The organism is Micromonospora sp. 067-2 (assembly GCF_046549295.1).
Taxonomy (GTDB): Bacteria; Actinomycetota; Actinomycetes; order Mycobacteriales; family Micromonosporaceae; genus Micromonospora.
This window is the reverse complement of the sequence record NZ_JAJPWB010000009.1, coordinates 31050-56167: the sequence shown is the minus strand read 5'-3', so window position 1 is coordinate 56167 and position 25118 is coordinate 31050. Positions and strand designations below refer to the sequence as shown.

Genomic DNA, 25118 nt, shown 5'->3' with positions numbered 1-25118 from the left:
CGTTGCGGCATCCCGGGAACGCACGCCTGCCCAGCGGAGGGCTGCTCGGCCCTACCGGTCGACGGGCGAGCGCTCCCCGGAGCCGCGGGCCAGCAACCGGGTCGGGATCACCGCGCGCCGAGCCGGGCCGGCGTCGCCGTTGATCCGGTCCAACAGCAGCTGCGCCGCCCGCTGTCCCATCTGCTCCGTGTCGTGTGCGATGACGCTGACTCCCAGCAGCTCGCCGAGATCGAGGTCGTCGAAGCCGATCAGTGCGGGGGGTGCCGTGTGGCCGCGTAGTGCCCGGAGCGCACCGTTGGTGATCCGGTTGTTCGTGGTGAACAGGGCGGTCGGGGGAGAGGTGCGGCCGAGCAGCTCGCGTACCGCCCGTTCCGCTGCCGCGACGTCGTGCGCGTTCTCCACGAGGAAGTCGGCCCAGTCGGAGATCCCTGCGGTCGCCATCGCGCGGGCGAACCCTGCCACGCGGTCGCGGTTGGTGGTCAGCCGGGACAGGTCCCCGATCACGCCGATGCGCCGGTGCCCGGCAGCGACGAGGTGCGCACCGGCCTGCCGCGCGCCGTCGTGGTTGTCCAGCAGGACGACGTCCGCGGTCAGGTTGACCGGAGGACGGTCCACGAAGATGAACGGGATGCCGTGGCGGTGCTCCGATGCGAGGTGACCGTGCTCAGCCGCGGCCGAGGCGATCACGAGTGCCCGCACCCGCCGCTCGAGCAGGGTGTCGATCAGGCGGCTTTCCCACTCCGGGTCCTCGTCGGTGCTGGCGGTGATCAGTTGGAGGCCGTGCCTGCGCAGTTCACGTTCGAGCCCGCTGGCCAGCCGGGAGTAGAACGGATTGGCCAGGTCGCCGGTGAGCAGACCCACCAGTGTGGAGGTGTTGGCGCCCCGACGCAGCTCGCGGGCGACGCCGTTCAGTCGGTAGCCGAGTTGGTCGGCCGCCTGCTGCACCCGCGTGCGGGTCTGCTCAGCCACGCGGGGCTCACCGCCCAACGCCCTGGACGCCGTCTTCACCGACACGCCCGACAGCGCCGCAACCTGCGTGAGGCTCGGCCGGCCGGGCGGGCGATCGTCGGTCATGGCAGGAATTATCGCATCGATGCCGCACCTGGCGGCCCGTCCGTCGCCGGCCCGGTGAGGTCACCGGCGGCATGCGCGGCAGGGGCGGGCGGGGTCGACGTTGCCTATCGGCCGCCGCGCAGTTCGAGCGTCGTCGGCAGCAGCACCCGGGCGATGGGTTCGGTGCTGCCGCCGATCCGCCGGAAGAGCAGCTGCGCCGCCTGCCGGCCCAGCTCGACGCCGTCGTAGGTGACCAGCGCCACCGGGTGCGACAGCAGGTCGGCAAGTTCCACGTCGTCGAAGCCCGCCACGTCGACCGAGGGCCCGCGCTGGTCGACGATCTGCAGGACGCCGAGGCAGATCCGATTGTTGTCGGCGAAGATCGCGGTCGCGGGCGCCGGCCCGGTCAGCAGTCTGGCTGCTGCGTCACGGGCTCCCGACACGGTGTGGACGTCCAGACTGACCAGCGCTGGGTCGTAGGGCAGGCCGGCGTCCTGCAGCGCCCGGCGGTAGCCGGCTCGGCGGCCGGCTCCGGTGCCCACGGCCGGGTCGCCACCGATGTAGCCGATCCGGCGGTGTCCGCAGGACACCAGGTGGCTCACCGCCTGGTGCGCACCCCCGACGTTGTCCAGGATCACCGAGTCCGTCAGGACCCCGGCCGGTGTGCGGTCGATGAAGACCATCGGTACCCGGTGAGCCAGCTCCGCGTGCAGCTCGACATGGTCGTGAGCGGTCGGCGTCACCAGCAGTCCGTCGACCCGTCGACGCACCAGGTCGCGCAGGAGGTGGCGCTCCTCCTCGAAGCGCAGCCCGGTGCTGCCGACGACCAGCACGTGCTGATGCCGGCGGGCGATCTCCTCCACCCCCCGGGTGATGGCCGACCAGAAGGGATTGGCCGGGTCCTCGATCACCAGCGCGATGGTCCCGGTGGCCTGGTCGGGTCGCCTCGGCATTCCGCGGGCTCCTCGGTGACGGGCGCGACGTCTGACCTCCAGCCGCCTCGCGTTGCCCGACCGGGGCGACCACAGCATCGACAGACGACGATCAGAGCGCTGACGGAGTCAACGTACCTGATCGATTTTCCTGCCGCCGGGCCAGCCGAAACGCGTCGACATACGTGGGAGCGCGACCACCGGTCTCCGTCCTCCGGGGCGGACATCCCGGGTCACCCCGGCGGCGGATCGTCACCGTCGTGTGACATCGTTGACAATCGATTGACGGTCGTATCTGATTAGTTCTGTCGCTTCATGTGCGGCCCTTTTCCGGCGGGCCGTGCCGGTGGACGCACCGCCGGCACCATCGGGACGCTCGTTGAACTCGGCGAGTGCCACGACAGCGGTGCCCAGCGCTGGTCAACGCGATGGACCGGTCGTGGTCGGCGTCCCTACGACGACTCAACCCTGGAGGACGAATGCGAATGTTCGCATGGACGGCACCGTGGCGCTCGCGCCCACGGATGGTGGCGGCAGCCGTGGCCGCGGTGACGCTGTTGACGGTGGCGATCGGTGTCCCCGCTTCGGCGGCGGGCCCGTCGACAGTGGTCGGTGCCGCCTCCGGGCGCTGCCTGGATGTGGTGGGCAATTCCCGGACGGCCGGTGCGGGGATCAACATCTACGACTGCAACGGACAGGCCAACCAGGCCTGGACCTTCACCGCGGCCGGCGAGTTGCGGGTGTACGACTCGACGACGTGCCTGGACGTGGTCGGTCGGGACACCACGGCGCCGGCCGCGGTGCAGATCTACGGCTGCAACGGCGGTGACAACCAGCGCTGGCGGATCAACGCCGACGGCACGATCGTCGGTGTGCAGTCGGGCCTGTGTCTGGACGTGACCGCCGCCGGCACCACCAACGGCACGGTGGTCGGCCTCTGGACCTGCAACGGGCAGGCCAACCAGCGATGGACGACGTCCCTGGGCAGTGCCGACAGTCAGCCGCCCTCGGTGCCGGCGAGCCCACGGGTGAGCGGCCTGACCTGCAACTCCGTGACGTTCACGTGGAACGCCTCGACCGACAACGTCGGCGTGGCGTTCTACGACATCTACCACGACGGCCAGTTGATGAAGTCGGTGAACGGCGGCACGCTGTCCACCAGTCTGACGGTGGTGCCCGGAGCGACGTGGGGCCTGTACGTCAACGCACGCGACGCCGCCGGCAACGTGTCGCAGGCCAGTGCCACGGTGACCATCACCCCACCGCAGTGCCAGGCCGACACCGTGCCGCCAACGGCACCGACACAGCTCACCGGATCGGCCTCGGGCACCACCGTGACGCTGCGCTGGACGGCGTCGACGGACAACATCGGGGTCCGCGCCTACGACATCTTCCGGGACGGCGCGAAGGTCGGCACGGTCACCGGCACCCCTCCGTCCACCACCTTCATCGACAGCGGGCTGGCCGCCAACCGGAGCTACCAGTACCAGGTGGTCGCTCGCGACGCGCAGGACAACGCCTCGGCGCGTAGCAACACCGTCACGGTGACCACCGGGGCGGCGTGCGGCAGTGCGGTGTGCACGGTGCGACAGGTCGCCACCGACACCGACATCCCGTGGGGGCTGGTCACCCTGCCGGACGGCACCGTTCTCTACAACCGCCGCGACGCGCACGACATCATCCATCTCAACCCCACCACCGGGGCGAAGACCACCGTGGGCACCGTGCCCAACGTGCAGAGCACCGACGGCGAGGGCGGCCTCCTCGGCCTGGCGATCTCGGCCGGCTTCGCCAGCGACCGCTGGCTGTACATCATGCACACCTCGCCGAGCGACAACCGGATCGTCCGAATCAAGATCGAGAACGACCGGCTCACCACCGCCTCCGAGCAGGTCCTGGTCAGCGGGATCCGGCGCAACAAGTTCCACGACGGCGGTCGCCTGCGGTTCGGCCCGGACGGCAAGCTCTACGCCAGCACGGGTGACGCGCAGAACGGCAACTACGCCCAGGACAGGTCGAGCCTCGAGGGCAAGGTCCTGCGACTCAACCCGGACGGCAGCGTCCCCTCGGACAACCCGTTCGGCAACTACGTGTGGAGCTACGGCCACCGCAACCCGCAGGGGCTGGCGTTCGACTCACAGGGTCGGCTGTGGGAGCAGGAGTTCGGCAACGCGATCATGGACGAGACCAACCTGATCACCAAGGGCGGCAACTACGGCTGGCCGGCGTGTGAGGGCACCAGCGGCACCTGCAACACACCCGGGTTCGTCGCGCCGGCACGTACCTACCCGACCGCCGACGGTTCCTGCTCCGGCATAGCCATCGTGCGCGACGCGCTCTACGTGGCCTGCGCCCGGGGCGCTCGGATGTACCGCGCGGTGATCAGCGGCGGAAGCCTGACGAATGTGCAGACCTACTTCAACGGCACCTACGGCCGCCTTCGCACCGTGGAACCCGCCCCCGACGGAGGCCTCTGGCTGACCACCACGAACCTCGGTGACAAGGACAGCACCCCGAACAACAGTAACGAGAAGATCCTGCACGTCACGCTCGGCAGTTAGCCAGGCGGCTGTCCGCCGGCGGTCCTCGGACGGTGCGAGGACCGTCGGCGGCGGCACGCGCGGCAGACGTTGCTCCATCCCGAGAGCCGCGGCCGCCCTACCGGCGGCGCCGGGCGTCGGCCTCGACGTCGAGCAGGTCGTTCAGCGCCAGCGCCGAGTTGATCAGAGAGAGGTGGCTGAACGCCTGCGGGTAGTTGCCGATCTGCTCACCGGTCGCGGCGATCTCCTCGGCGTACAGGCCAAGGTGGTTGCTGAAGGTGAACATCTTCTCGAAGGTGAGGCGGGCGTCGTCCAGGCGACCGGAGCGGGCCAGCGCCTCGACGTACCAGAACGTGCACATGTTGAAGGTGCCCTCGTGCCCGGGAAGGCCGTCGGGGGAGTGGACCGGGTCGTACCGGTGGACGAGGCTGTCGGAGACCAGCTCACGCTCGATCACGCTCAGGGTGGACTGCCAGAGTGGGTCGCTCGGCGTCACGAAGCCGACCGCCGGCATGGCCAGCAGCGCCGCGTCCAGCACGTTCTCGTCGTACGCCTGCACGAAACTGCCGCGTTCCCGGTGGTATCCGCGGGCCATGACCTGGTCGTAGATCCGGTTGCGCTGCTCGGCCCAGCGGGTGGTGTCCCCGGGGCGACCGGAGCGGGTGGCGAGGCGGATGGCCCGGTCCAGCGCGACCCAGGACATCACCCGGCCGAAGGTGTAGTTGCGGGGGTGGTGGCGGCTCTCCCAGATGCCGGCGTCGGCCTGGTCCCAGTGCTGGCAGAGCCAGTCGACGAGCCGGACGGTGCTCTTCCACACCTGGTGCGAGACGCGGATGCCCTGCTCGTCGGCGAGATGCATGGCGTAGAGGGCCTCGCCGTGGATGTCGAGTTGGACCTGGTCGGCGGCGCCGTTGCCGATCCGCACCGGTCGGGAGCCGCGGTAGCCCTCCAGGTGGTCGAGAATCTCCTCGTGCAGGTCGGATGAGCCGTCGACCCGATACATGATCTTCAGCGGGTCCTGGTGGTCACCGGCCTCGCGGATCCGCTCGTCCAGCCAGTTCATGTACCGGCTGACCTCCTCCGTGAAGCCGAGGCCGAGCAGCGCGTGCACCGAGAACGACGTGTCGCGTACCCAGGTGTAGCGGTAGTCCCAGTTGCGGGTGCCGCCGACCAGCTCGGGCAGCGCGGCGGTGGGCGCGGCGATCATCGCGCCGGTCGGCGCGTACGTCATGAGCTTCAGCGTGATGGCCGAGCGCTCGACCATCTCCCGCCACCGCCCCGTGTAGCGGGACCGCTCGACCCAGCGCCGCCAGTAGTCCCGGGTCCACTCGAACATCCCCTGGACCTCGGCCGGCGGAATGATCCGCGGCTCCGCGCCGGTCGTCTCCAGGACCACCCCACCGGTGTCACCCTCGTTCAGGGTGCCGTACGCGACCAGGTCGCCGTCCTCCAGACGGACGTCGCCTCCCTGTGAGATCAACTGCCGCACCGGGTCGACCGGGTGGAAGGTGAGCGCCGCCGACCGGCTGCGGAAGACGTACCCGTTGGGGTGGCGCTCCAGGTGGTGCTTCTCCCGGGCGTAGTCGAACCGGGGCCGGCACTCCACCCGGAACCGCATGCTGCCCCGGACCATGGTGACCATGCGGACCAGGCGGTGCGCGTCGGTGGCCCGATCGCCGGTGACCGGCATGAAGTCCATCACCTCGGCGACGCCGTCCGCGCTGATGAACCGGGTGATCAGGATCGGAGTGCCGGGCAGGTAGAGCTGCTTGGTGACGTACCGGACGTCGTGCGGGGCGATACGGAAGTAGCCACCCTTCTCCTTGTCCAGCAGGGCGGCGAAGATGCTCGGCGAGTCGAAGCGCGGCGCGCAGAACCAGTCGACCGTTCCGTCGCACGTCACCAGAGCGGCGGTCTGCAGGTCGCCGATGAGCCCGTGATCCTCGATCGCCGGATAGCTCTCCACTCGCCCCCCCGGGTTTCGACAGCCTCCTGCGCAGTAACCTAAGGGACGAACTGTCGGGTCAGGCCCGATTCGTGATCAGCCACCCTCTCGCGCTTCCCGGCGCGCCAGGCGCGCCACGAAATCATCGCGAGGTCACGCGTTCGACGCACCTGCGAGCACGCTGACGGCGTACGGGTTCAGCGCGTCCGTCGGTAGGCTCTCCAGCCGAATCTGCTGGCCGAGGCCGTGCTGGGCGGCGAGTTCGAGGAACACGTCGACTGCGATGTGGTCCTCGAGGGCGAACCCCGTCGAGTCGAAGACGGTCCTGCCGTTCCGGCGCCGAACCGCCTCCTCCGGACGCGCGAGCAGAGCGGACAGTTCGGGCCCGATCTCGGCGGGAGTGAGTTGCTGGCACTCTCCCTCGCGATGGGCCTGCCCGAGGTGGTCGGGAACGACGTAGGCGGATCGCAGCAGGTCCACCGGCAACTCCACCTTGCCGGGCAGGTCCGCGCCGACGGCATTGACGTGTACGTGTGGTTGCAGCCTTCGGGCGATCAGCACCGGGCCCGCCCCGACCCCCACGGAGGTGGCGGTGCAGATGATGTCGGCTCTCGACTCGACCTCGTCGAGTGCGGCAACCCGCACGTCGAGCCCCAGGAAGGCGACGCGGTCGGCGAAGCTGCCGCTGTGCGCGGGTTCGACGTCGTGGACGAGGACCCGGCGGATGTCGAAGACACGGGTGAGCGCGTGCAGCTGCGTGACCGCCTGCGCACCGGCGCCCACCAGCCCCACCACAGCGCTGTCCGGCCGCGCCAGCAGCTGACTGGCCACCGCGGACGCCGCGCCGGTGCGGATCGCGGTCAGCAGTACGCCGTCGCAGATGGCGCTGAGGTGACCGGTGACGTCGTCGAAGCGGGCGATCGTCCCCAGAATCGTGGGCAGTCCCACGGTCCGCGGATTGGTGGGCGTGTAGGCCACCGTCTTGATCGTGATCGAGCGTCCGGGCTCGCGGTGGGGCATCCATTCGAGGACGCCCGAGCCGGCCTCACATCGCCGGAAGCCGTCCCGCGAGGGCGTGCCGATGGCCATCCGGTACGCCAGTGGCAGGGTCTGGAGAAGGCTTTCGATCATCAGGTCCATGACTCGATCGCGTCCGCAGATCTCGAGGATGCTGCTGACGTCGTCCTGCGTGAGGACCAGGGTGTGACGATTGTCCAGAATGCTGTCGGCGGACGATCGGGTCACCTGACACTCCCTCCGGGCAGCCGGCTGCAAAGGCTGCGTAATCCATCGATGTCTGGCGAGCTGTTCGCGCCCACCGGTCGGCCGCCGCCCATCGTATGGCCGGCCCACCCGTCGCGAGTGTCACCCGACAGGTCAGTGGTCGGCCGACGATCCGGTACGTGACCCTCACCCGTGAGCCACGGATCGATGGATTTCACCCGTCACGACGATGATTTCCTCGGATTTACAGCCAGCACAGTTCAGCCATCGAGGTCCTACCGATGCTTGCCCGGTCCCCGTAGGGTCGCGATCGGGTAGGGGGGACCAGGGATGACGTCAGCGATGATCCAGCAGGTCGAGGCATGGATCCGAAAGGATCCAAACAGGACGGCAACCGTACACGGTGGACAAATTTGGTCGTACGCTGAGTTGCACGACCGGGCGCGCGACGTCGCCAGCCGGCTGACGGACGCCGGGCTGCACGCGGACGACGTGGTCGCGGTCGTCGCCGGGCGAGGTCCCGAGGCGATCGCCGCGCTGCTCGGCACGATGCTCGCCGGTGGCGCATACCTGGCCATCGATCCGTCGACGCCGCCGGCGCGCGTCGCGACGATGCTCGACGTGGCCGGTGTGGCGTACGTGCTCGACGGGGAGGCACCCCTTGCCCGGCGGAGTTCGGCCACGCCGGCGCCCGACGTCGCGTACCTCGCGTTCACCTCGGGCACGACGGGCGTGCCCAAGGCGGTCGAGGTGGGCCGCGCCGCGCTCGACTGGCACGTCGCCGCGGTGGGTGAGGCCTTCGGGCTCGGCCCGGAGGACCGGGTCGCGCACGTCGCCTCACTCGCGTTCGACGTCTCTGCCGAGGAGATTTGGCCGACGCTGGCGCACGGCGGGACGGTCGTCGTGCTCGACAGGACGCTGGGTGCCACGGGCTATGCCGCGTTCACCGCGGCCGTCGACGCGGTCGGTGTCTCGGTGGTGAACCTGCCGGCGTCGTACTTCGCGGGCTGGGCGGCGCACCTCGCCGCGGGTCCGGTCGGTCGGCCGGCGGCGTTGCGGCTGGCCGTCGCCGGCAGCGAGCCGCTCCCGGCGGAGGCGATCGCCGCGTGGTTCGGGCTGGCGCATCCGCCACGGCTGGTCAACGCGTACGGGGTCACCGAGGCGACGATCACCTCGCTGGTGCACGAGTTCAGCGGGCCGGTCGACGGACCGGTGCCGATCGGTCGGCCGTTGCCGGGCGTGGCCGTGGCGGTCGACGGCGGCGGGCTCCTGCTGGGCGGGGAGGGGCTGGCGTTCGGATACCGGGGCCGGCCCGACCTCACCGCCGAGCGGTTCGTGACGCTCGACCTGGACGGCGCCCCCCGCCGCTGGTACCGCACCGGCGACCTGGTCGCGACCACTCCGGACGGGTTCACCTTCGTCGGCAGGACGGACGACCAGTTCTCGGTCAACGGTTATCGCGTCGAGCCGGGCGACATCGAGGCGGCGGCCCTCGCCGCCCTGCCCGGCACGGACGCTCGGGCGTTCCCCCTCGGCGCCGACCTGGTGCTGTGTGTCCGCGCGGCCGGGACGGTCGATCCCGCGGCTGCCCGTACGGCACTCGCCGCGAGGCTGCCCGCGCACATGGTGCCGACGGCCGTCGTGACTCTCGGCGCGTTTCCGGTCGGCCCCGGCGGCAAGGTCGACCTGCCGGCGCTGCGCGCCGCCGCGGCCACGGAACTGGCGACGAGCGCGGCCACCGCCCACCGCGTGACGCCGGGCGAGCTGGCCGAGCTCTGCGGTGAGATCCTGGGGTACGACGTGGCCGCCGACGCGGACTTCTTCGCCGCTGGCGGCGACTCGCTCTCGGCGGCCCGGCTCGTCACCGCCGTACGTCGGCGGTTCGGTTCGTCGCTCAGCATCGGGCAGGTGTTCGCCACCCCGCGGCTCACCGACATCGCGGTGGCGCTCACCCCGTACACACCGGGCGACGCCCCCGCCGCCCCCGAGGTCGGTGACGTCGGCCCGCGACCGCTCACCGAGCAGCAGCAGCGGGTCTGGTTCCTGGAGCAGATGGTCCCGGGCAGCGCGCGCTACAACGTACCCCTGCTGTTCACCATCGACGGGCCGGTCGACGCGGCGGCGCTCGCCCGGGCGCTCGACGCGGTGGTGGCCCGGCACGCGGTGCTGCGCACCCGCTACGGCGTGACCGGGGGAGTGCCCTGGCAGGTGGTCGACCCGCCGCGGCCGGTGCCGTTTCAGACGGTGGATGCTCGCGGCGGCGACGCGGCGACGAGCACGCGCCGCGACGCCGCGCTCGACGCCGCGGCGCGGGAGCCGTTCGACCTGGCGAGCGGGCCGGTCCTGCGGGCGGTGCTCGCGCGTCGGGCCGACGACCGGTCCGAGCTGCTCCTCACCGTGCACCACATCGCCTTCGACGGCTGGTCGGTGGGCGTGCTGCTCGACGAGGTGGCCGCGCTGTACGGAGCACCCGACGGCCTGCCACCGCTGAGCTGCCAGTACGCCGCGGCGGCGACGCGCACCGACGAGCGCCACGTCGCCTGGTGGCGCTCGGCGCTCCACGCGCCGCCCGAACCGCCCGAGCTGCCCGTCGGCCAGCGTCCGGCCGGCGTTCGCAGCGGGCACGGCGCCAAGGTCCGGCGTACGCTGCCGCCGGGTCTTCCGGAGCGGGTGGCGGCGCTGGCCGGCGCGCACCGGGCCAGCCCGTTCATGGTGCTGTTCGCGGCGTTCCAGGCGTTGCTGCACCGCTACACCGGCCGCGAGGACATCGTCACCGGCGTGCCGGTGGCCGGCCGTGACCATCCGGACGCCGAGCCCCTCATCGGGTTCTTCACCAACACGCTTCCGCTGCGCACCGACCTCACCGGCGACCCGACCTTCGCCGACCTGGTGACCCGGGTACGCGCGGTGGCGCTCGACGCGACGGCGCACGCCAGCGTGCCGCTGGAACGCATCGTGCAGGAGGTGCACCACACCCCCCGCGGCGACCGGAACCCGCTGTTCGAGACGCTCTTCGTGATGATGAACGTGCCGACGCCGACCGTCACGCTCGGCGCCGGCGGCGCGCGGGTGAGCTTCGCCGAGGAGCCGGACAACGGCTACGCGCGATTCGAGCTGGTGCTGTTCGTCGACCGGATCGGCAACGAGACCGTGCTCACCGCGGAGTACGCGACCGAGCTGTTCGAGCCGGACACGGTGCACCGGCTGCTGGGCCACTACGAGACGATCCTCGCGGGCGCCACCGCCGAGCCGGCCACGCCGCTGTCCCGGCTGCCGCTGCTCACCCCGCCCGAGCTGGCCCGGTTCGCGGCCGGCCCGGTGACCGCGCCGTGGTCGCCGACGTGCGTCCACGAGATGATCGCCGAGCGGGCTCGTGCCGTGCCGGGCGCGGTGGCTGTCGAGTACGGCTCCGCCGCGCTGACCTACGCCGAACTGGACCGGCGGACCAACCAGCTCGCGCACCACCTGCGTGCTCTCGGGGTCGGGGCGGAGGTCGTGGTGGCCCTCTACCTCGAGCGGTCGTTGGACGTACCGGTCGCGATCCTCGGCGCGCTGAAGGCCGGCGGCGCCTACCTGCCGATCGACCCGGCCTACCCGGCGGCGCGGATCGCGCTGATGCTCGGCGAGGCGCGGCCGGCGGTCGTCGTGACCCGCCGACACCTGGCCGACCGACTCGACGCGGGCGACGCCCGTGTCGTCGTCCTCGACGACGAGTGGCCCACGATCGAGCAGATGCCCACCGACCCGGTCGCCGCCCCCGTCGGGCTGGACAACCTCGCCTACGTGTTGTTCACGTCGGGCTCCACGGGGCGCCCGAAGGCCGTGGCGCAGCCGCACCGGATGCTGGCGCACCTCGTCGCCGCGCACGTCAGCGGGGCCGAACTCGGCCACCCGGCCCGCGTGCTGCAGTTCGCCGCGCTCAGCTTCGACGTGTCGGTGCAGGAGTTCTTCGTGACGCTGGCGACCGGTGGCACCCTGGTGCTCGTCGGCGAGGACGACCGGCGTGACATGGCGGCGCTGCTGACGTTGCTCGACAAGGCCGCCGTCGAGCGGATCTTCATACCGTTCGCTGTCCTGCAGCACCTGGCCCTCGAGGCGCGGCGCGGCCCGACGCCGCACGCGCTGCGCGACGTGGTGGCGGCGGGCGAGCAGTTGCAGGTGACACCGCAGGTGGCCGAGTTCCTCGCCGCACTTCCCGACGGCGTCCTGCACAACCACTACGGCCCGACCGAGACGCACCTGTCCAACTTCCACATCCTCCGGGGTGACCCGGCGCGGTGGCCGGCGGTGGTGCCCGTCGGCGCGGCGATGACCAACGCCGTGCTGCGCGTGCTCGACCGGGCCGGGGAGCCGGTGCCGGTGGGGCTTCCCGGTGAGCTGTTCGTCGGCGGCGTGGGACTGGCCCGCGGCTACTACCGCCGGCCCGGCCTGACCGCCGACCGGTTCCAGCCCGACCCCTGGACGCCGGGCGGGCGCCTCTACCGCACCGGGGACCTCGTGCGGGAGCGGGCCGACGGTGTCTTCGAGTTTCTCAGCCGGGCCGACCACCAGGTGAAGATCCGCGGTAACCGGGTCGAGCCCGGTGAGGTCGAGGCCGTGCTGGCGCGGCATCCGGGTGTCCGGGAGGCGGTGGTCGTCCCGCAGACCCCGCCCGGCGGTGACCGTCGGCTGGTGGCGTACGTGGTCGGTGTCGCCGGCCTGGAGATGACGGACGTGCGGGCGTACGCCGCCGCCGAGCTGCCCGACCACATGGTGCCATCGATCTTCGTGTCGTTGGACGAGCTGCCACTGAGCCCCAACGGCAAGGTGGACCGGCGCGGGCTGCCCGAGCCGAACGAGGCGACCCCCACCAGGCGGGGCGCCTCCCGGCCGCTCACCGTGGTGGAGGAGGCCGTCGCCCTCGTCTGGGCCGATGTCCTCGGGGTGCGGGTGACCGCTCCCGAGGACGACTTCTTCGACCTCGGCGGGCACTCGTTGGTGGCCACGCGGGCCGTCTCGTACCTGCGCGAGGCGCTCGACACCCACGTCGCGTTGCGGCTGCTCTTCGCCCACCCGACGGTGGACGGTTTCGCCGCGGCCCTGCGCGCCGAGCACGGCCCGATCGTCGAGACCTCGGCGGCCGAGTTCGTGGCCGTGGCCGGTCTCACCGACGCCGACGTCGAGACGTACCTCGACGGCAACTCGGCCTGAGGAGCTGAAGGACAGCATGGCTATCGAAGCGCGCGCGTTGGACACGAACCGGATGGCACTGCTGCGCGCGATGCGCGCCGGCCGCGGCGGCGAGGGCAGGGCCGCCGCCATTGTGCGCACCACCACGGGCCCGCGGGCGCCGCTGTCGTCGGCGCAGCACCGGATGTGGTATCTGGAGCACGTCGTTGCGACGCGCAACGCGTACCTGCTGCCGCTGGTGTACCGGCTGGCCGGGCGGGTGGACGTCGACGCGCTGCGCCGGGCGCTGAACCTGCTGCTCGCGCGGCACGAGTCGCTGCGGGTGCGGTTCACCACCGACGACGCCGGGCAGCCCGTGCAGGAGATCACCGAACCGGCGCCGTGGCCGCTGGAGATCGTCGACCTCGGCGGGCTGCCGGCGGTCGAGCGCGTCGTCCAGGTGGCGGCGCGGACCGCCGCCGAGGCCGGGGAGCCGATGGACCTGGCCACCGGCCCGCTGGTACGCGGCCAGCTCCTCCGGGTCGCGGACGACGAGCACGTGCTCCTGCTCACCCTGCACCACATCGTCGCCGACGAGTGGTCGCTCGGCATCGTGACCCGCGAGTTGGGCGCGCTCTACCGCGACGCCACGCACCCCCTGCCGGAGGCGCCGATCCGGTACACGGACGTCGCGGCCTGGCAGCGGGACTGGCTCGACGGGCCGCAGTACGCGGCGCAGCTGGCGTACTGGCGGGCCACACTGGACGCCGCGCCGCCGCACCTGGACCTTCCGGTGGCCCGACCGCGACCGGCGGAGCGCAGCTACGCCGGTGCGGCGATCCCGGTGCGGATGCCCGTGCCGGTAGCCGCCCTGCGGGACGTGTGCCGGCGCCTCGGCGCGACCCCGCACATGCTGCTCATGACGGTGTTCATGCTGCTGCTGGCGCGGTACAGCCGGCAGGACGACCTCGTGATCGGCACCCCGATCGCCAACCGCAACCGCGCGGAGGTGGAGAACCTCGTCGGGTTGTTCGTCAACACCCTGCCGGTGCGGGCCGAGTTCGGTGGGCAGCCGTCGTTCGCCGCGGCGGTGGGCCGGGTGCGCGAGGCCATGCTCGGCCTGCACGCCAACCAGGACGTGCCGTTGGAACGGCTCGTCGCCGAGCTGCGGCCGGACCGTGACCAGGGTCGCGGTCCGCTGTTCCAGGTCATGTTCAGCTACGAGCAGGGCGCCGAGGGCCTGGACCTGCCCGGCGTCGTCGCGACGCCCGGCGAGCCCCCCGCCACCACCGCGAAGTTCGACCTGACACTCGCGCTCAGCCTCGGCCCCGACGGGCTCGACGGCGCGCTGCAGTACAGCACCGAACTGTTCGACGAACGCCCGATCCGCCGGATGCTCGACCATTTCCAGACGCTGCTGCACGCCGCGCTCGCCGATCCGGACGCTCCCGCGCACCGGCTGCCGATGCTGTCGTCCGACGAGCGGCGTGCGCTGGTCGAGGGTGCTCCGGCCGGCGTCGCTCCGACGAGCGTTCCGGAACTGTTCGCGGCGCACGTCGTCGCGACGCCCGACGCGCCGGCGGCGGTCGACGCCACGACCACGCTGACCTACGCCGGCCTCGACCGCGCCGCCGACCGGGTGGCGGCGGGGTTGCGGGCTGCCGGCGTACGCCCGGGCGACCTGGTGGGCGTCTGCCTCGACCGGACGGTCGACCTCGTCGCCGTGCTCGTCGGCGTGTGGCGCGCCGGGGCGGCGTACGTGCCGCTCGACCCGGCCCACCCGACCGCCCGCCTGCAGGCGGTGCTGGGCGACACCGGAGCAGCGGTCCTGGTCACCTCGACGGCGTACGCCGGCCGGCTCGCCGGCTTTGCCGGACGGGTGCTCGACGTGTCGGCGGGCTGGCCCGAGGCCGACGAGCCGTCCGCCGCGCCGCGCCCCGCCGACCTCGCGTACGTGGTCCACACCTCCGGCTCGACCGGTACGCCGAAGGGGGTCATGGTGACCCACGGCGGGCTGGCGAACTTCGCCCGCTGGGCCGCCGACACGTACGGCGTCCGTGACGGCGCGCTGGCGCACTCGTCGGTGGCCTTCGACCTCGGCCTGACCAACGTGTTCGCGCCGCTCGTCGCCGGTGCTCCGGTGCACCTGGTGGGCGGTGGTTCCGGGGCCGCGACGCTCGGCGAGGCGCTGCGCGGCCGCGATCGTCCGGTGAGCTTCGTCAAGCTCACCCCGTCGCATCTCGCGATCCTCACCGGCCAGCTGAGCCCCGCCGACCTCGGCGCGGGCACCCGCGCGCTGGTCGTCGGCGGTGAGAGCCTGCGGGGTGAGCAGATCGCCGGCCTGCGCGACGAGGTGCGGATCTACTCGTCGTACGGACCGACGGAGACCGTCGTGACCGCGGTGCACCACGAGGTGACGGAACTGGTCCCCGCCGCCGGGCCGGTGCCGATCGGTCGGCCGATCACGAACACCCGGTGCTACGTGCTCGACGGGTGTCTCGAGCCGGTACCGGTGGGCGTCGTCGGCGAGCTGCACATCGCCGGCGCCGGCGTCGCCCGTGGCTACCTGCACCGACCCGGCCTCACCGCCGAGAGGTTCCTGCCCGATCCGTTCACCTCCTCCGGTGAGCGCATGTACCGCACCGGCGACCTGGTCCGGCACCGGGAGGACGGCACGCTGGAGTACGTCGGCCGCGCCGACCTGCAGGTGAAGGTCCGGGGTATGCGGATCGATCCCGGGGAGGTCGAGGCGGCCCTCACCGCCCGGCCGGGCATCACCGCCGCCGCGGTCGTGGCCCGCGACGACGACCCCGGGGGTGCGCGGCTGGTCGCGTTCGTCGTCGGCGCCACCGACGGGGTACGCGAGGCGCTGCGCGCCACACTGCCGGAGCAGATGGTGCCGGCCGCGGTGGTGGCGCTGCCGGAGCTTCCGCTGACCGCCAACGGCAAGATCGACCGGTCCGCGTTGCGCGCCCGGCCGCTGCCGGCCGATGGTCCGGTCGACCCGGGCGGCGCGGCTCGCGTCGGTGGCGGACGCGGTGCCGATCGTGGGCTCGGCGAGCCGGACGGCGTCGTTCCGGTACGGCGTGCACCGAAGGACCCGGCACCGCGGGACGTGCCCGCCACCACGGCGGCCGAGCGCGTGCCGGACGACGTGCGGCGTGCCGTGGTGGACGCCTGGCGCGCGGTCCTCGGCGTTACCGAGATCGGGCCCCGCGACTCGTTCTTCGACCTGGGCGGGCACTCCCTGCTCCTGCTGCGGGTGCACCGGATGCTCGCCGAGCGGTTCGGCGACGCGGTGACCGTCACCGACCTGTTCCGCCACCCGACCGTCGAGGCGCTGGCCCGACACCTGGCCGGTGGGCACGCCGCGGCGCTGCCGGCGCCCGTCGCGGACGTCCCGCCGCCCGCCCCGGGTTCGATGGTGGCGATCGTCGGCATGTCCTGCCGGTTCCCCGACGCCCGAGACCCGGACGAGTTCTGGCGCAACATCGCCGCCGGTCGCGACTCCGTGCGGACGTTCACCGAGGCCGAGGCGCTCGCTGACGGCGCCGACCCCGACGCGCTGGCTGACCCGGACTACGTCCGGGCCGGCACGGTGCTCGACGACATCGAGCTGTTCGACGCCGCCCTGTTCGACCTGGCGCCCCGCGAGGCCGAGGTGCTCGACCCGCAGCACCGGATGTTCCTGGAGTGCTCGTGGGAGGCCCTGGAGGACGCCGGGCACGACCCCGAGCGGGACCCCGGGCAGGTGGGCGTGTTCGCGGGCAGTCGCCGCAGCACGTACCTCACCGAGCACCTGCTCGGCGCGACCGAGATCGTGCGCTCGGTGGGGGAGTACCAGCTCTCGCTGAGCACCGACAAGGACTTCCTGCCCACCCGCACCTCGTACAAACTGCACCTGGACGGCCCGAGCGTGAGCGTCAACACGGCCTGCTCGACCTCGCTCGTCGCCGTGCACCTCGCCCGGCAGAGCCTGCTCGTCGGTGACTGCGACGTCGCCCTCGCCGGCGGCGCGAGCATCAGCGTCGGCCAGCGCCGCGGATACCTGTACCAGCCGGGCGACATCAGCTCACCGGACGGCCGCACCCGCACCTTCGACGCCGACGCGAAGGGCACCATCCGGTCCAACGGCGTCGGTGTCGTGGTCCTCAAGCGGCTCGAGGACGCCCTCGCGGCTGGCGACACCGTGCACGCGGTGATCCGCGGGTCGGCCGTCACCAACGACGGCGCCCGCCGGGTCGGCTACACGGCACCCGGCGTGGACGGTCAGGTGCGGGCGGTGTCGCGGGCGCTGTCCGCCGCCGGGGTCGAACCGGCGACGATCGGCTACGTCGAGGCGCACGGCACCGCCACCGCGCTCGGTGACCCCATCGAGGTCGCGGCGCTCGCCGAGGCGTTCGGCCCGGCCAGCGAGCCGTACTGCGCGATCGGCTCGGTCAAGTCCAACATCGGGCACGCCGACGCGGCGGCCGGCGTCGCCGGGCTCATCAAGGCCGTGCAGGCGCTCAAGCACCGTACGCTTCCGCCGACGCTGCACCACGGGAAGCCGAATCCCGCGATCGACTTCGGGCCCTTCTACGTCAACACGAGCTGCCGGCCGTGGCCGGACGGGCCGACGCCGCGTCGCGTGGGGGTCAGCTCCTTCGGCATGGGCGGGACGAACGCGCACGTGGTCGTGGAGGAGGCACCGGCACCCGCCGCTGCGCCGGCCGAGGGCGGCCCGCAGCTGCTCCTGCTCTCCGCGCGGACACCCGGTGCCCTCGACACGGCCACCGAGCGGCTGCGCGCACACCTGGCGGCTCGGCCGCACACCCGGCTGGCCGACGTCGCGGCGACCCTGCACGGCGGGCGGCGCCAGTTGCGCCACCGGCGCGCTTTCGTCGCCACCGAGGCGGGGGCGGCCTACGATCCCGGGGCGGTGTGCACCGCCGAGGCCAACCCCGCAGGGCACCGGGTGACGTTCGTGTTCCCCGGTCAGGGCGCGCAGTACCCCGGGATGGGCCACGATCTGTACCGGCACGTGGCGGCGTACCGGTCGATCGTGGACGAGTGCGCCGAGGAGCTCCGGCCGCACCTCGGTGCCGACGTGCGCGCCGTTCTCCACGGCGGTCGGGCCGACGAGCTGCGGCAGACCCGGTTCGCCCAGCCGGCGCTGTTCGTGGCCCAGTACGCGCTCGCGCGCACACTCGTCGATGCGGGCGTACGCCCGGACGGGATGCTCGGGCACAGCGTCGGCGAGTACGTGGCCGCCTGCCTCGCCGGCGTGTTCCCGCTCGACGACGCCCTACGGCTCGTCGCCGCCCGGGGCGCCGTCATGCAGCGGATGCCGGCCGGCGCGATGCTCGCCGTGCCGCTGCCGGAGGCGGAGGTCGCGCCGCTGCTTCCCGACGGCGTGTCGCTCGCGGCCGTCAACGCCCCCGAGGTCTGCGTGCTGGCCGGTGCCGAGGCCGACGTCGCGGCGTTCGGGGCCACGCTCGCGGCGCGGGGTGTGGCCACGCACCGGCTGCACACCTCGCACGCGTTCCACTCCGCGATGATGGACGGCGCGCTGGCCGACTTCGTCGCCGAGGTCCGCACCGTCGCGCTGCGCCCACCGACCGCGCGGTACGTCTCCAACGTCACCGGCACGTGGATCACGGCCGCCGAGGCGACCGACCCGGCGTACTGGGCGCGGCACCTGCGCACGACCGTCCGGTTCGCCGACGGCGTGCGGGAGCTGACGGCCCAGGGCGGCTCGGTGGTCGAGGTCGGGCCGCGCACGCTGTCGCCGCTCGTCGGGCGCGGTGCCGTGGCGCTGATGCCGGCCGCCCGCGACGACAGCGACGGTCGTCGCGTGCTCCTCGAGGGCATCGGTCGACTGTGGACGTCCGGCGTGCCGGTCGACCTGTCCCGGCTGGGCGACGGCGCTCCGCGCCGCCGGGTGCCACTGCCCACGTACCCCTTCGAGCGGCGCCGCTACTGGGTCGACCGGCACGCCGGCCCCCAGGTGGAGGCCGTGCCGGCCGCGCTCGCCGCGCCGCAACCCGAGACGGTCTACGCGCGTCCCGACGCCGCGGGGGACCATCTTCCGCCGCGCACGGACGTCGAGGCGGCGGTGGTGGGGATCTGGCAGGATCTGCTGGGCGTCGCCCCGATCGGGGTGACGGACGACTTCCTGGAACTCGGCGGACACTCCCTGCTCGCGACGCAGGTGACGGCCCGGCTGCGCGCACGGTACGGCACCGAGGTGACGCTCGCCGCGTTCCTGCGCGAGCCGACACCGGCGGCCCTCGCCGAGCTGGTCGGGCCGGCGGCCACCGGGTCCGGGGCGGCCGCCGGGCCACCGGCGCCCGTGCCCGACCGGCCCGTCACCCATCCCGTCTCGTTCGGCCAGCGGCGGCTGTGGTTCCTCGAGCAGGCGCACACCCTCGGGTCCGCGTACGCGATGGCACTCGTGCTCGACCTCGACGGCGACCTCGACGAGTCGGCTCTGCGCCGCGCCCTCGACGGGCTCGCCCGCCGCCACGAGCCGTTGCGCACGGTGCTGCCGGCGCCCGACGGCGAACCGGTGCAGGTGGTCCTACCGCCGTCCGCCGTCGCCTTCACGGGAACGGACGCCGCCGAGCCCGACCTCGACGCCGAGTTGCGGCGCCCGTTCGACCTGGCGCGTGGTCCGCTGTTCCGGGCGACCCTGTTCCGTTCCGGCCCGCGCCGGCACGTGCTGATGCTGTGCCTGCACCACGCGGTCTGCGACGGCTGGTCGCTCGGCATCCTGCAGCGCGACCTCGGCCGCCTGTACGACGCGGCGCTCGCCGACGGCCCGGCGGACCTGCCGGCCCTGCAGACGAGCTACGCCGAGCACTCCGCGCGGCAACGTGCCCGCGACGCCGGGGCGGACCTCGCCTACTGGCGCACGGCCCTGGCCGGGGCACCGGACAGCCTGGCGTTGCCGACCGACCGTCCCCGCCCGCCGGTGCAGACGTTCGACGGTGGCACCAGCACACTCCGTGTACCCGCCGATCTGACCGACCGTCTTCGCGCCGTCGGTCGCGCGCACGGCGCGACGCTCTACATGACGCTGCTCGCGGCGTTCCAGGCGCTCCTGCACCGCTACAGCGCCCAGGACGACATCTGCGTCGGCACACCGGTCGCCGGTCGGGTTCATGCCGAACTGGAGGACCTGGTCGGCTTCTTCGTCAACACCCTCGTGCTCCGCTCCCGGTTCGACGGCGGCACCCGCTTCACCGACCTGCTCGGCGCCGTACGGGAGACCGCCTTCGGTGCCTTCGCCCACCAGGAGGTGCCGTTCGAGCGGCTGGTCGACGAACTGGATCTGCCCCGCGACCCCAGCCGCAACCCGCTGTTCCAGGTGATGTTCAACCTGCTGAACGTGCCGGCCGAGGAGGGCGCGATGACCGGCGTGCTCCTCCGCCGTCTACCGGTCGACTCCGGTGCCGCCCAGGTGGACCTGGCCCTCACCGCCTACGAGACCGGCGACGGCCTCGACTGCGTGCTGGAGCACAACACCGCCCTGTTCGACGCCTCGACCGGCGAGCGGATGCTCGGTCACCTCGTCGCCATGCTCGCCGGCTTCGCCGCCGACCCGGCGACCCGGGTCGGCGACGTCGAGCTCCTCACCGCCGCCGAGCGGGAACGGGTGGTGGTGGGGTTCAACGACACCGCCGCCGCGCTCGACGCTCCCGCGATCGTGCCGGCGTTCGAGGCCCGGGTCGCGGGCGCGCCGCAGGCACCGGCGGTGACCTTCCGGGACACCGACGTGTCGTACGGGGAGCTGAACGAGCGCGCCAATCGTGTCGCCCACGTGCTGCGCGGCCACGGGGTGCGGCCCGGGACGCTGGTGGCGATCTGCGCCGAGCGCTCTGTGGAGCTCGTCGCCGGTCTGCTCGGCATCCTCAAGGCCGGCGGGGCGTACGTACCGCTGGATCCGGACTATCCGGCGCAGCGACTCGCGTTCATGCTCGCCGACGCCGACGCGCCCGTGCTGCTCACCACCGGAGCGCCACCGGCAGGGCTCGACACCACCGGCGTACGTGTGCTCGCCCTCGACGAACCGGCGCCGTGGCGGGACGCTCCGACGGCCGACCCGGCGCCGCTCGGAACGCTCGACGACGTCGCGTACCTGATCTACACCTCCGGGTCGACCGGGCGGCCCAAGGGCGTGCCCAACACCCACCGGGGCATCGCCAACCGTCTCGCGTGGATGCAGCGCGACCACGAGCTGTCTCCGGCGGACGTGGTGCTCCAGAAGACGCCGGCGAGCTTCGACGTGTCGGTGTGGGAGTTCTTCTGGCCGCTGATGAGCGGGGCGCGATTGGTGCTGGCCGTGCCGGGCGGCCACCGCGACCCGGCGTACCTGCGCGACCTCGTCGCCGCCGAGTCGGTGACCACCCTGCACTTCGTGCCGTCGATGCTCGCCCAGTTCCTCGGCCAGGACGGGCTCGACCGGCTCGACTCGCTACGGCGGGTGATCTGCTCCGGCGAGGAGTTGCCGGCCGACCTCGCCCGGCGGTGCGTGGCGGCGTTGCCCGCCGAACTCCACAACCTGTACGGGCCCACCGAGGCCGCCGTGGACGTGACCGCCTGGGCGTGCGCGCCCACCGCGCTCACCGGACTCACCCGGGTGCCGATCGGTGGCCCGGTGGCGAACACCACGGTCCACGTGCTCGACCCGGCCGGGAACCCGTGTCCCGTCGGCGTGCCCGGCGAGCTGCACATCGGCGGTGTCCAGGTGGCGCGCGGCTACCACGCCCGTCCCGCGCTCACCGCCGACCGCTTCGTGCCCGATCCGTTCGCCGGCACGCCCGGCGCGCGGCTGTACCGCACCGGCGACCTCACCCGCTGGCGCCCGGACGGCACCCTGGACTTCCTCGGCCGCATCGACAACCAGGTCAAGGTGCGTGGCCTGCGGATCGAGCTGGGCGAGATCGAGGCGCGCCTCGCGACGCACCCCGCCGTGGTCGAGGCGGCGGTCGTCGTACGCCAGGACGGGCCGGACGGCCAGAGCCTCGTCGGGTACGTGGTGCCGCGTGCCGCGGCCGATTCGGATCTGCGTGGGCACCTGCGTGCCCGGTTGCCCGAGCACATGGTGCCGGTGGCGCTGGTCGGCCTCGACGCGTTGCCGCTGAGCCCGAACGGCAAGCTCGACAGGCGTGCCCTGCCCGCTCCCGACCGCGCCGCGACGCCGTCCGCCGCGTTCGTCGCGCCGCGTACGCCGCTGGAGTCGGAGCTGGCACTGCGCTGGACCGAGGTGCTCGGCGTCGACACGATCGGGATCGACGACAACTTCTTCGACACCGGCGGCGATTCGTTCCGGGCCATCCGGGCCGTCGGCGGGCTGAGCGTGGCCGTCGGCGTGCTGGACCTCTTCGCCCACCCGACGATACGGTCGCTCGCGGATCATCTCGGCGACCGGGTCGGCGCCGCGCGGCCGGCGCGGCTGCTGCACGAGATGACTCCGCCGCGTCCGCCCGGCACCACGACGCTGACCGTGCTCTGCGTGCCGTTCGCCGGCGGCGGTGCGATCACCTATCAGGCGCTCGGCGCCGCGATGCCGGCGCACGTGCGGTTGCTCGCCCTGGAACCGCCGGGGCACGACCTGAGCCGCCCCGACGAGCAACCGCTACCGATCCGGGACTTGGTGCGGGCGTGTGTCGCCGAGGCCGTCGGGGCCGTCACCGGGCCGGTGGTGATCTACGGGCACTGCCTCGGGGGCGCCACGACGGTCGAGCTGGCCCGACAGCTGGAGTCCAGGGTGGATCTGCGGTCGGTCCACATCGGGGGGCACTTTCCGGTGCCGCAGCTCCCCGGCCGGTTCTTCCAGGCCCTGCGCCGGATGTTCCCGCAGCAGCGGTGGACGTCGAAGCGGGCCGCACTGGAGTCGCTGCGCGCCATGGGCTTCTTCAGCGAGGTGCTGGACCGCCGCGAACGGGACTTCGCGATCCGCGCCTTCCTGCACGACGCGACGGAGGGCGAGGAGTACTACACGGCTGTCTACGCCGACCCGGAACACCGCAGGCTCACCGTGCCGATCGTGTGCGTGGTGGGCGGCGGCGACCGGGCCACCGACCTCTACGAGGAGCGGTACGCCGAGTGGTACCACTTCTCCGACGACGTCACGCTGCGGGTGATTCCCGACGCCGGCCACTACTTCCAGAAGTACCAGGCGACCGAGCTGGCGCAGCTCCTCACGGAACCGACGGACCAGGAGGCGGTCGTCCCGCCCTCGCCGCCACCCGTGGACGCCGGCCCGAAGCCGGACCTGCGCACCTTCGCACTGGTGGCGGCCGGGCAGTTCGTGTCGCTCATCGGCACCGGCCTGACCACGTTCGCGATGGGTGTGTGGACCTACCAGCGCACCGGGTCGGTGACGCTGTTCGGTCTGCTGTCGGTGATGGCGCTGCTGCCCGCGGTGGCGCTCGCGCCGATCGCCGGGGCGGTGGCCGACCGCTTCGACCGGCGGCGCGTCATGATCGCCGCGGACACGTTCGCCGCCTGCGGCACGGTGGCGCTGGCCTTCCTCCTGCACAGCGGCGGCGCGCAGCTGTGGCACCTGTTCGTCGTGTCGGCGATGGGCGCCACCGCGACCGCGTTCCAGCAACCGGCGTACCTGGCCGCGGTGACCCAACTCGTGCCGAAGCGGTACTACGGGCGGGCCAACGGCATCACGCAGCTCGGCACCGCGACCGGTGCGGTGCTGGCCCCGATGGTCGGCGGCGCGCTGGTCCTCGCGATCGGGCTGCCCGGGATCGTGCTCATCGACCTGGTGACGTTCCTGTTCGCGGTGACGGTGACGGTGTCGATCCGGTTCCCGGACCGGCTGTTCCTGCGCCGTGAGGAGCCGTTCCTGCGCGAGCTGACCGGCGGGTTCCGTTTCCTGCTGCGGCGAGGAGGGCTGGTGCTGCTCACCGCGTTCACGACCGCACTCAATTTCTTCTTCGGGCTGATCGAGGTGCTGTCGCTGCCACTCGCCCTGTCCCTCGGCGGCGCGGGCGTGGTCGGGCTGGTGCTCGGCGCGTTGGGCGTGGGCCTGATCACCGGCAGCGTGACGATGGCGGTGTGGGGAGGCACCGAACGGCGTACGACCGGCATCCTCGCGTCGTTCCTCCTGATCGGCGCCTCGATGGTGGTGACCGGGTTGCATCCGCACCCGGCTTTCCCGGCGATCGGGCTGTTCGGCCTCGGGTTCGCCACCGCGGTACTCAACGCGCACTGGCTCGCGATCGTGCAGGCGAAGGTCGGGTTGGAGCTGCAGGGTCGGGTCCTCGCGACGGGGATGATGCTGAGTTGGCTGATGGTGCCGGTCGGGTTCCTGGCGGCCGGGCCGCTCACCGCCGGCCTGTTCGAGCCGTGGATGCGCGACGGCGGGCCGCTGGCCGGCACGGCCGGGGCGCTGATCGGCACCGGGCCGGGCCGCGGCATCGCGCTGCTGGTGATCCTTGCCGGGCTCGCCTCGACGGCGCTCGGCGGCGCCGCGTTCGCCACCCGCCGGGTCCGCCGGCTCGAGGACGACCTGCCGGACGTGATCCCGTCCGGCATCGTGACGAGGGACAAGAATGCGCTGCAGGAGGCCGCCGACCGGCGGCTGACGGCCGGAGAGGGGACGCGGTGACGGTGCGGTTCGGTGGGTGGCTGCTGCGGAGGTGACCAGGTGAGGTGACAGCGGGCAGCGGGCTACGGTCGACGAAGGGCCGCCTGTCGCCGCAGCAGGCCGGCCACCACCACGGTGAGGACGGCCAGCAGCGCCCCGCCGGCGACGAGGACACCAGCACCCGGCCCGCGGTCGGGCCGTACCCCCGCGGCGTTCGACGGGCTGGCCACCTGGATTGGTGCGCCGACGCTGGTCGGCGCGGCGCTGGCCGAGGGGTCGGCCACCGTGAACGGGTACGACCCCTGAACCGGGTGCCCGTCGGCGGAGACCACCCGGTAGGCGACCGTGTACGTGCCGTTCGGCAGCGTGCCGGTGACCCGGACGGTGCTCGCCGTCCCGGCGACCACCGGCTCACCCGTGGGGATCCTCCGTTTGGCGGCGTCGGTGAGCACAATGGTGGTGAACGTGGGGTCCAGCCGCGCCATGAATTCGAGTGTGACCTCGGTAGGTGCACTCGACAGGGTCGCGTCCCGGGCCGGCGACGACGACCGGAGTGTGTTGTGCGCCGATGCCGGGGTGGCGGCGACGAGCAGTGCCACCAGGGCGGTGAGCACCCCGGCGCCGAGCCGGGCAACGGTGCGACGGGACGACGGGTCGGTCATGACGGGCGACTTTCCGGTGGGATG

8 protein-coding genes are annotated in these 25118 nt (G+C 72.8%); 3 read left to right on the top strand and 5 right to left on the bottom strand.

The features are described 5' to 3' along the window. Positions 1 to 51 precede the first annotated feature (51 nt). Together ACLJN9_RS22030 and ACLJN9_RS22025 are read right to left on the bottom strand one after the other, a co-directional pair. Positions 52 to 1074 carry a LacI family DNA-binding transcriptional regulator gene (locus ACLJN9_RS22030; protein ID WP_410813379.1) on the bottom strand — a complete coding sequence of 341 codons (1023 nt, stop codon included), beginning with the start codon at positions 1072 to 1074 and terminating at the stop codon, positions 52 to 54. A 104-nt stretch (positions 1075 to 1178) separates the two neighbouring features. Next, complete coding sequence (locus ACLJN9_RS22025) at positions 1179 to 2006, bottom strand: substrate-binding domain-containing protein (protein ID WP_410813378.1); 828 nt, start codon at positions 2004 to 2006, stop codon at positions 1179 to 1181. A gap of 458 nt (positions 2007 to 2464) precedes the next feature. Here ACLJN9_RS22025 and ACLJN9_RS22020 point away from each other — a divergent pair, with 458 nt between their 5' ends. Then, positions 2465 to 4546 (top strand): PQQ-dependent sugar dehydrogenase, encoded by a 2082-nt coding sequence (locus ACLJN9_RS22020; RefSeq protein ID WP_410813377.1) that lies wholly within the window; start codon positions 2465 to 2467, stop codon positions 4544 to 4546. Positions 4547 to 4643: 97 nt separating this feature from the next. On the opposite strand, the gene ACLJN9_RS22015 is transcribed toward ACLJN9_RS22020, so the two are convergent. Then, positions 4644 to 6491 carry a glycoside hydrolase family 15 protein gene (locus tag ACLJN9_RS22015; protein ID WP_410813376.1) on the bottom strand — a complete coding sequence of 616 codons (1848 nt, stop codon included), beginning with the start codon at positions 6489 to 6491 and terminating at the stop codon, positions 4644 to 4646. A 132-nt stretch (positions 6492 to 6623) separates the two neighbouring features. Continuing rightward, the gene (locus tag ACLJN9_RS22010) at positions 6624 to 7715 is read right to left on the bottom strand and encodes an ornithine cyclodeaminase family protein (RefSeq protein WP_410813375.1); all 1092 of its coding nucleotides are present in this window, start codon (positions 7713 to 7715) and stop codon (positions 6624 to 6626) included. A gap of 309 nt (positions 7716 to 8024) precedes the next feature. On the opposite strand from ACLJN9_RS22010, the gene ACLJN9_RS22005 reads away from it, so the two are divergent. Beyond that, complete coding sequence (locus ACLJN9_RS22005; RefSeq protein ID WP_410813373.1) at positions 8025 to 12884, top strand: amino acid adenylation domain-containing protein; 4860 nt, start codon at positions 8025 to 8027, stop codon at positions 12882 to 12884. A gap of 16 nt (positions 12885 to 12900) precedes the next feature. Continuing rightward, the gene (locus ACLJN9_RS22000; RefSeq protein ID WP_410813372.1) at positions 12901 to 24453 is read left to right on the top strand and encodes an amino acid adenylation domain-containing protein; all 11553 of its coding nucleotides are present in this window, start codon (positions 12901 to 12903) and stop codon (positions 24451 to 24453) included. 62 nt (positions 24454 to 24515) lie between these two features. Here ACLJN9_RS22000 and ACLJN9_RS21995 read toward each other — a convergent pair whose 3' ends face one another. Further along, positions 24516 to 25094 (bottom strand): copper resistance protein CopC, encoded by a 579-nt coding sequence (locus ACLJN9_RS21995; RefSeq protein WP_410813623.1) that lies wholly within the window; start codon positions 25092 to 25094, stop codon positions 24516 to 24518. Positions 25095 to 25118 lie beyond the last annotated feature (24 nt).

Coding starts and splice junctions, on each gene's coding strand:
- ACLJN9_RS22030 (WP_410813379.1), bottom strand. CDS start 1,074: ATGACCGACGATCGCCCGCCCGGCCGGCCGAGCCTCACGCAGGTTGCG.
- ACLJN9_RS22025 (WP_410813378.1), bottom strand. CDS start 2,006: ATGCCGAGGCGACCCGACCAGGCCACCGGGACCATCGCGCTGGTGATC.
- ACLJN9_RS22020 (WP_410813377.1), top strand. CDS start 2,465: ATGCGAATGTTCGCATGGACGGCACCGTGGCGCTCGCGCCCACGGATG.
- ACLJN9_RS22005 (WP_410813373.1), top strand. CDS start 8,025: ATGACGTCAGCGATGATCCAGCAGGTCGAGGCATGGATCCGAAAGGAT.
- ACLJN9_RS22000 (WP_410813372.1), top strand. CDS start 12,901: ATGGCTATCGAAGCGCGCGCGTTGGACACGAACCGGATGGCACTGCTG.
- ACLJN9_RS21995 (WP_410813623.1), bottom strand. CDS start 25,094: ATGACCGACCCGTCGTCCCGTCGCACCGTTGCCCGGCTCGGCGCCGGG.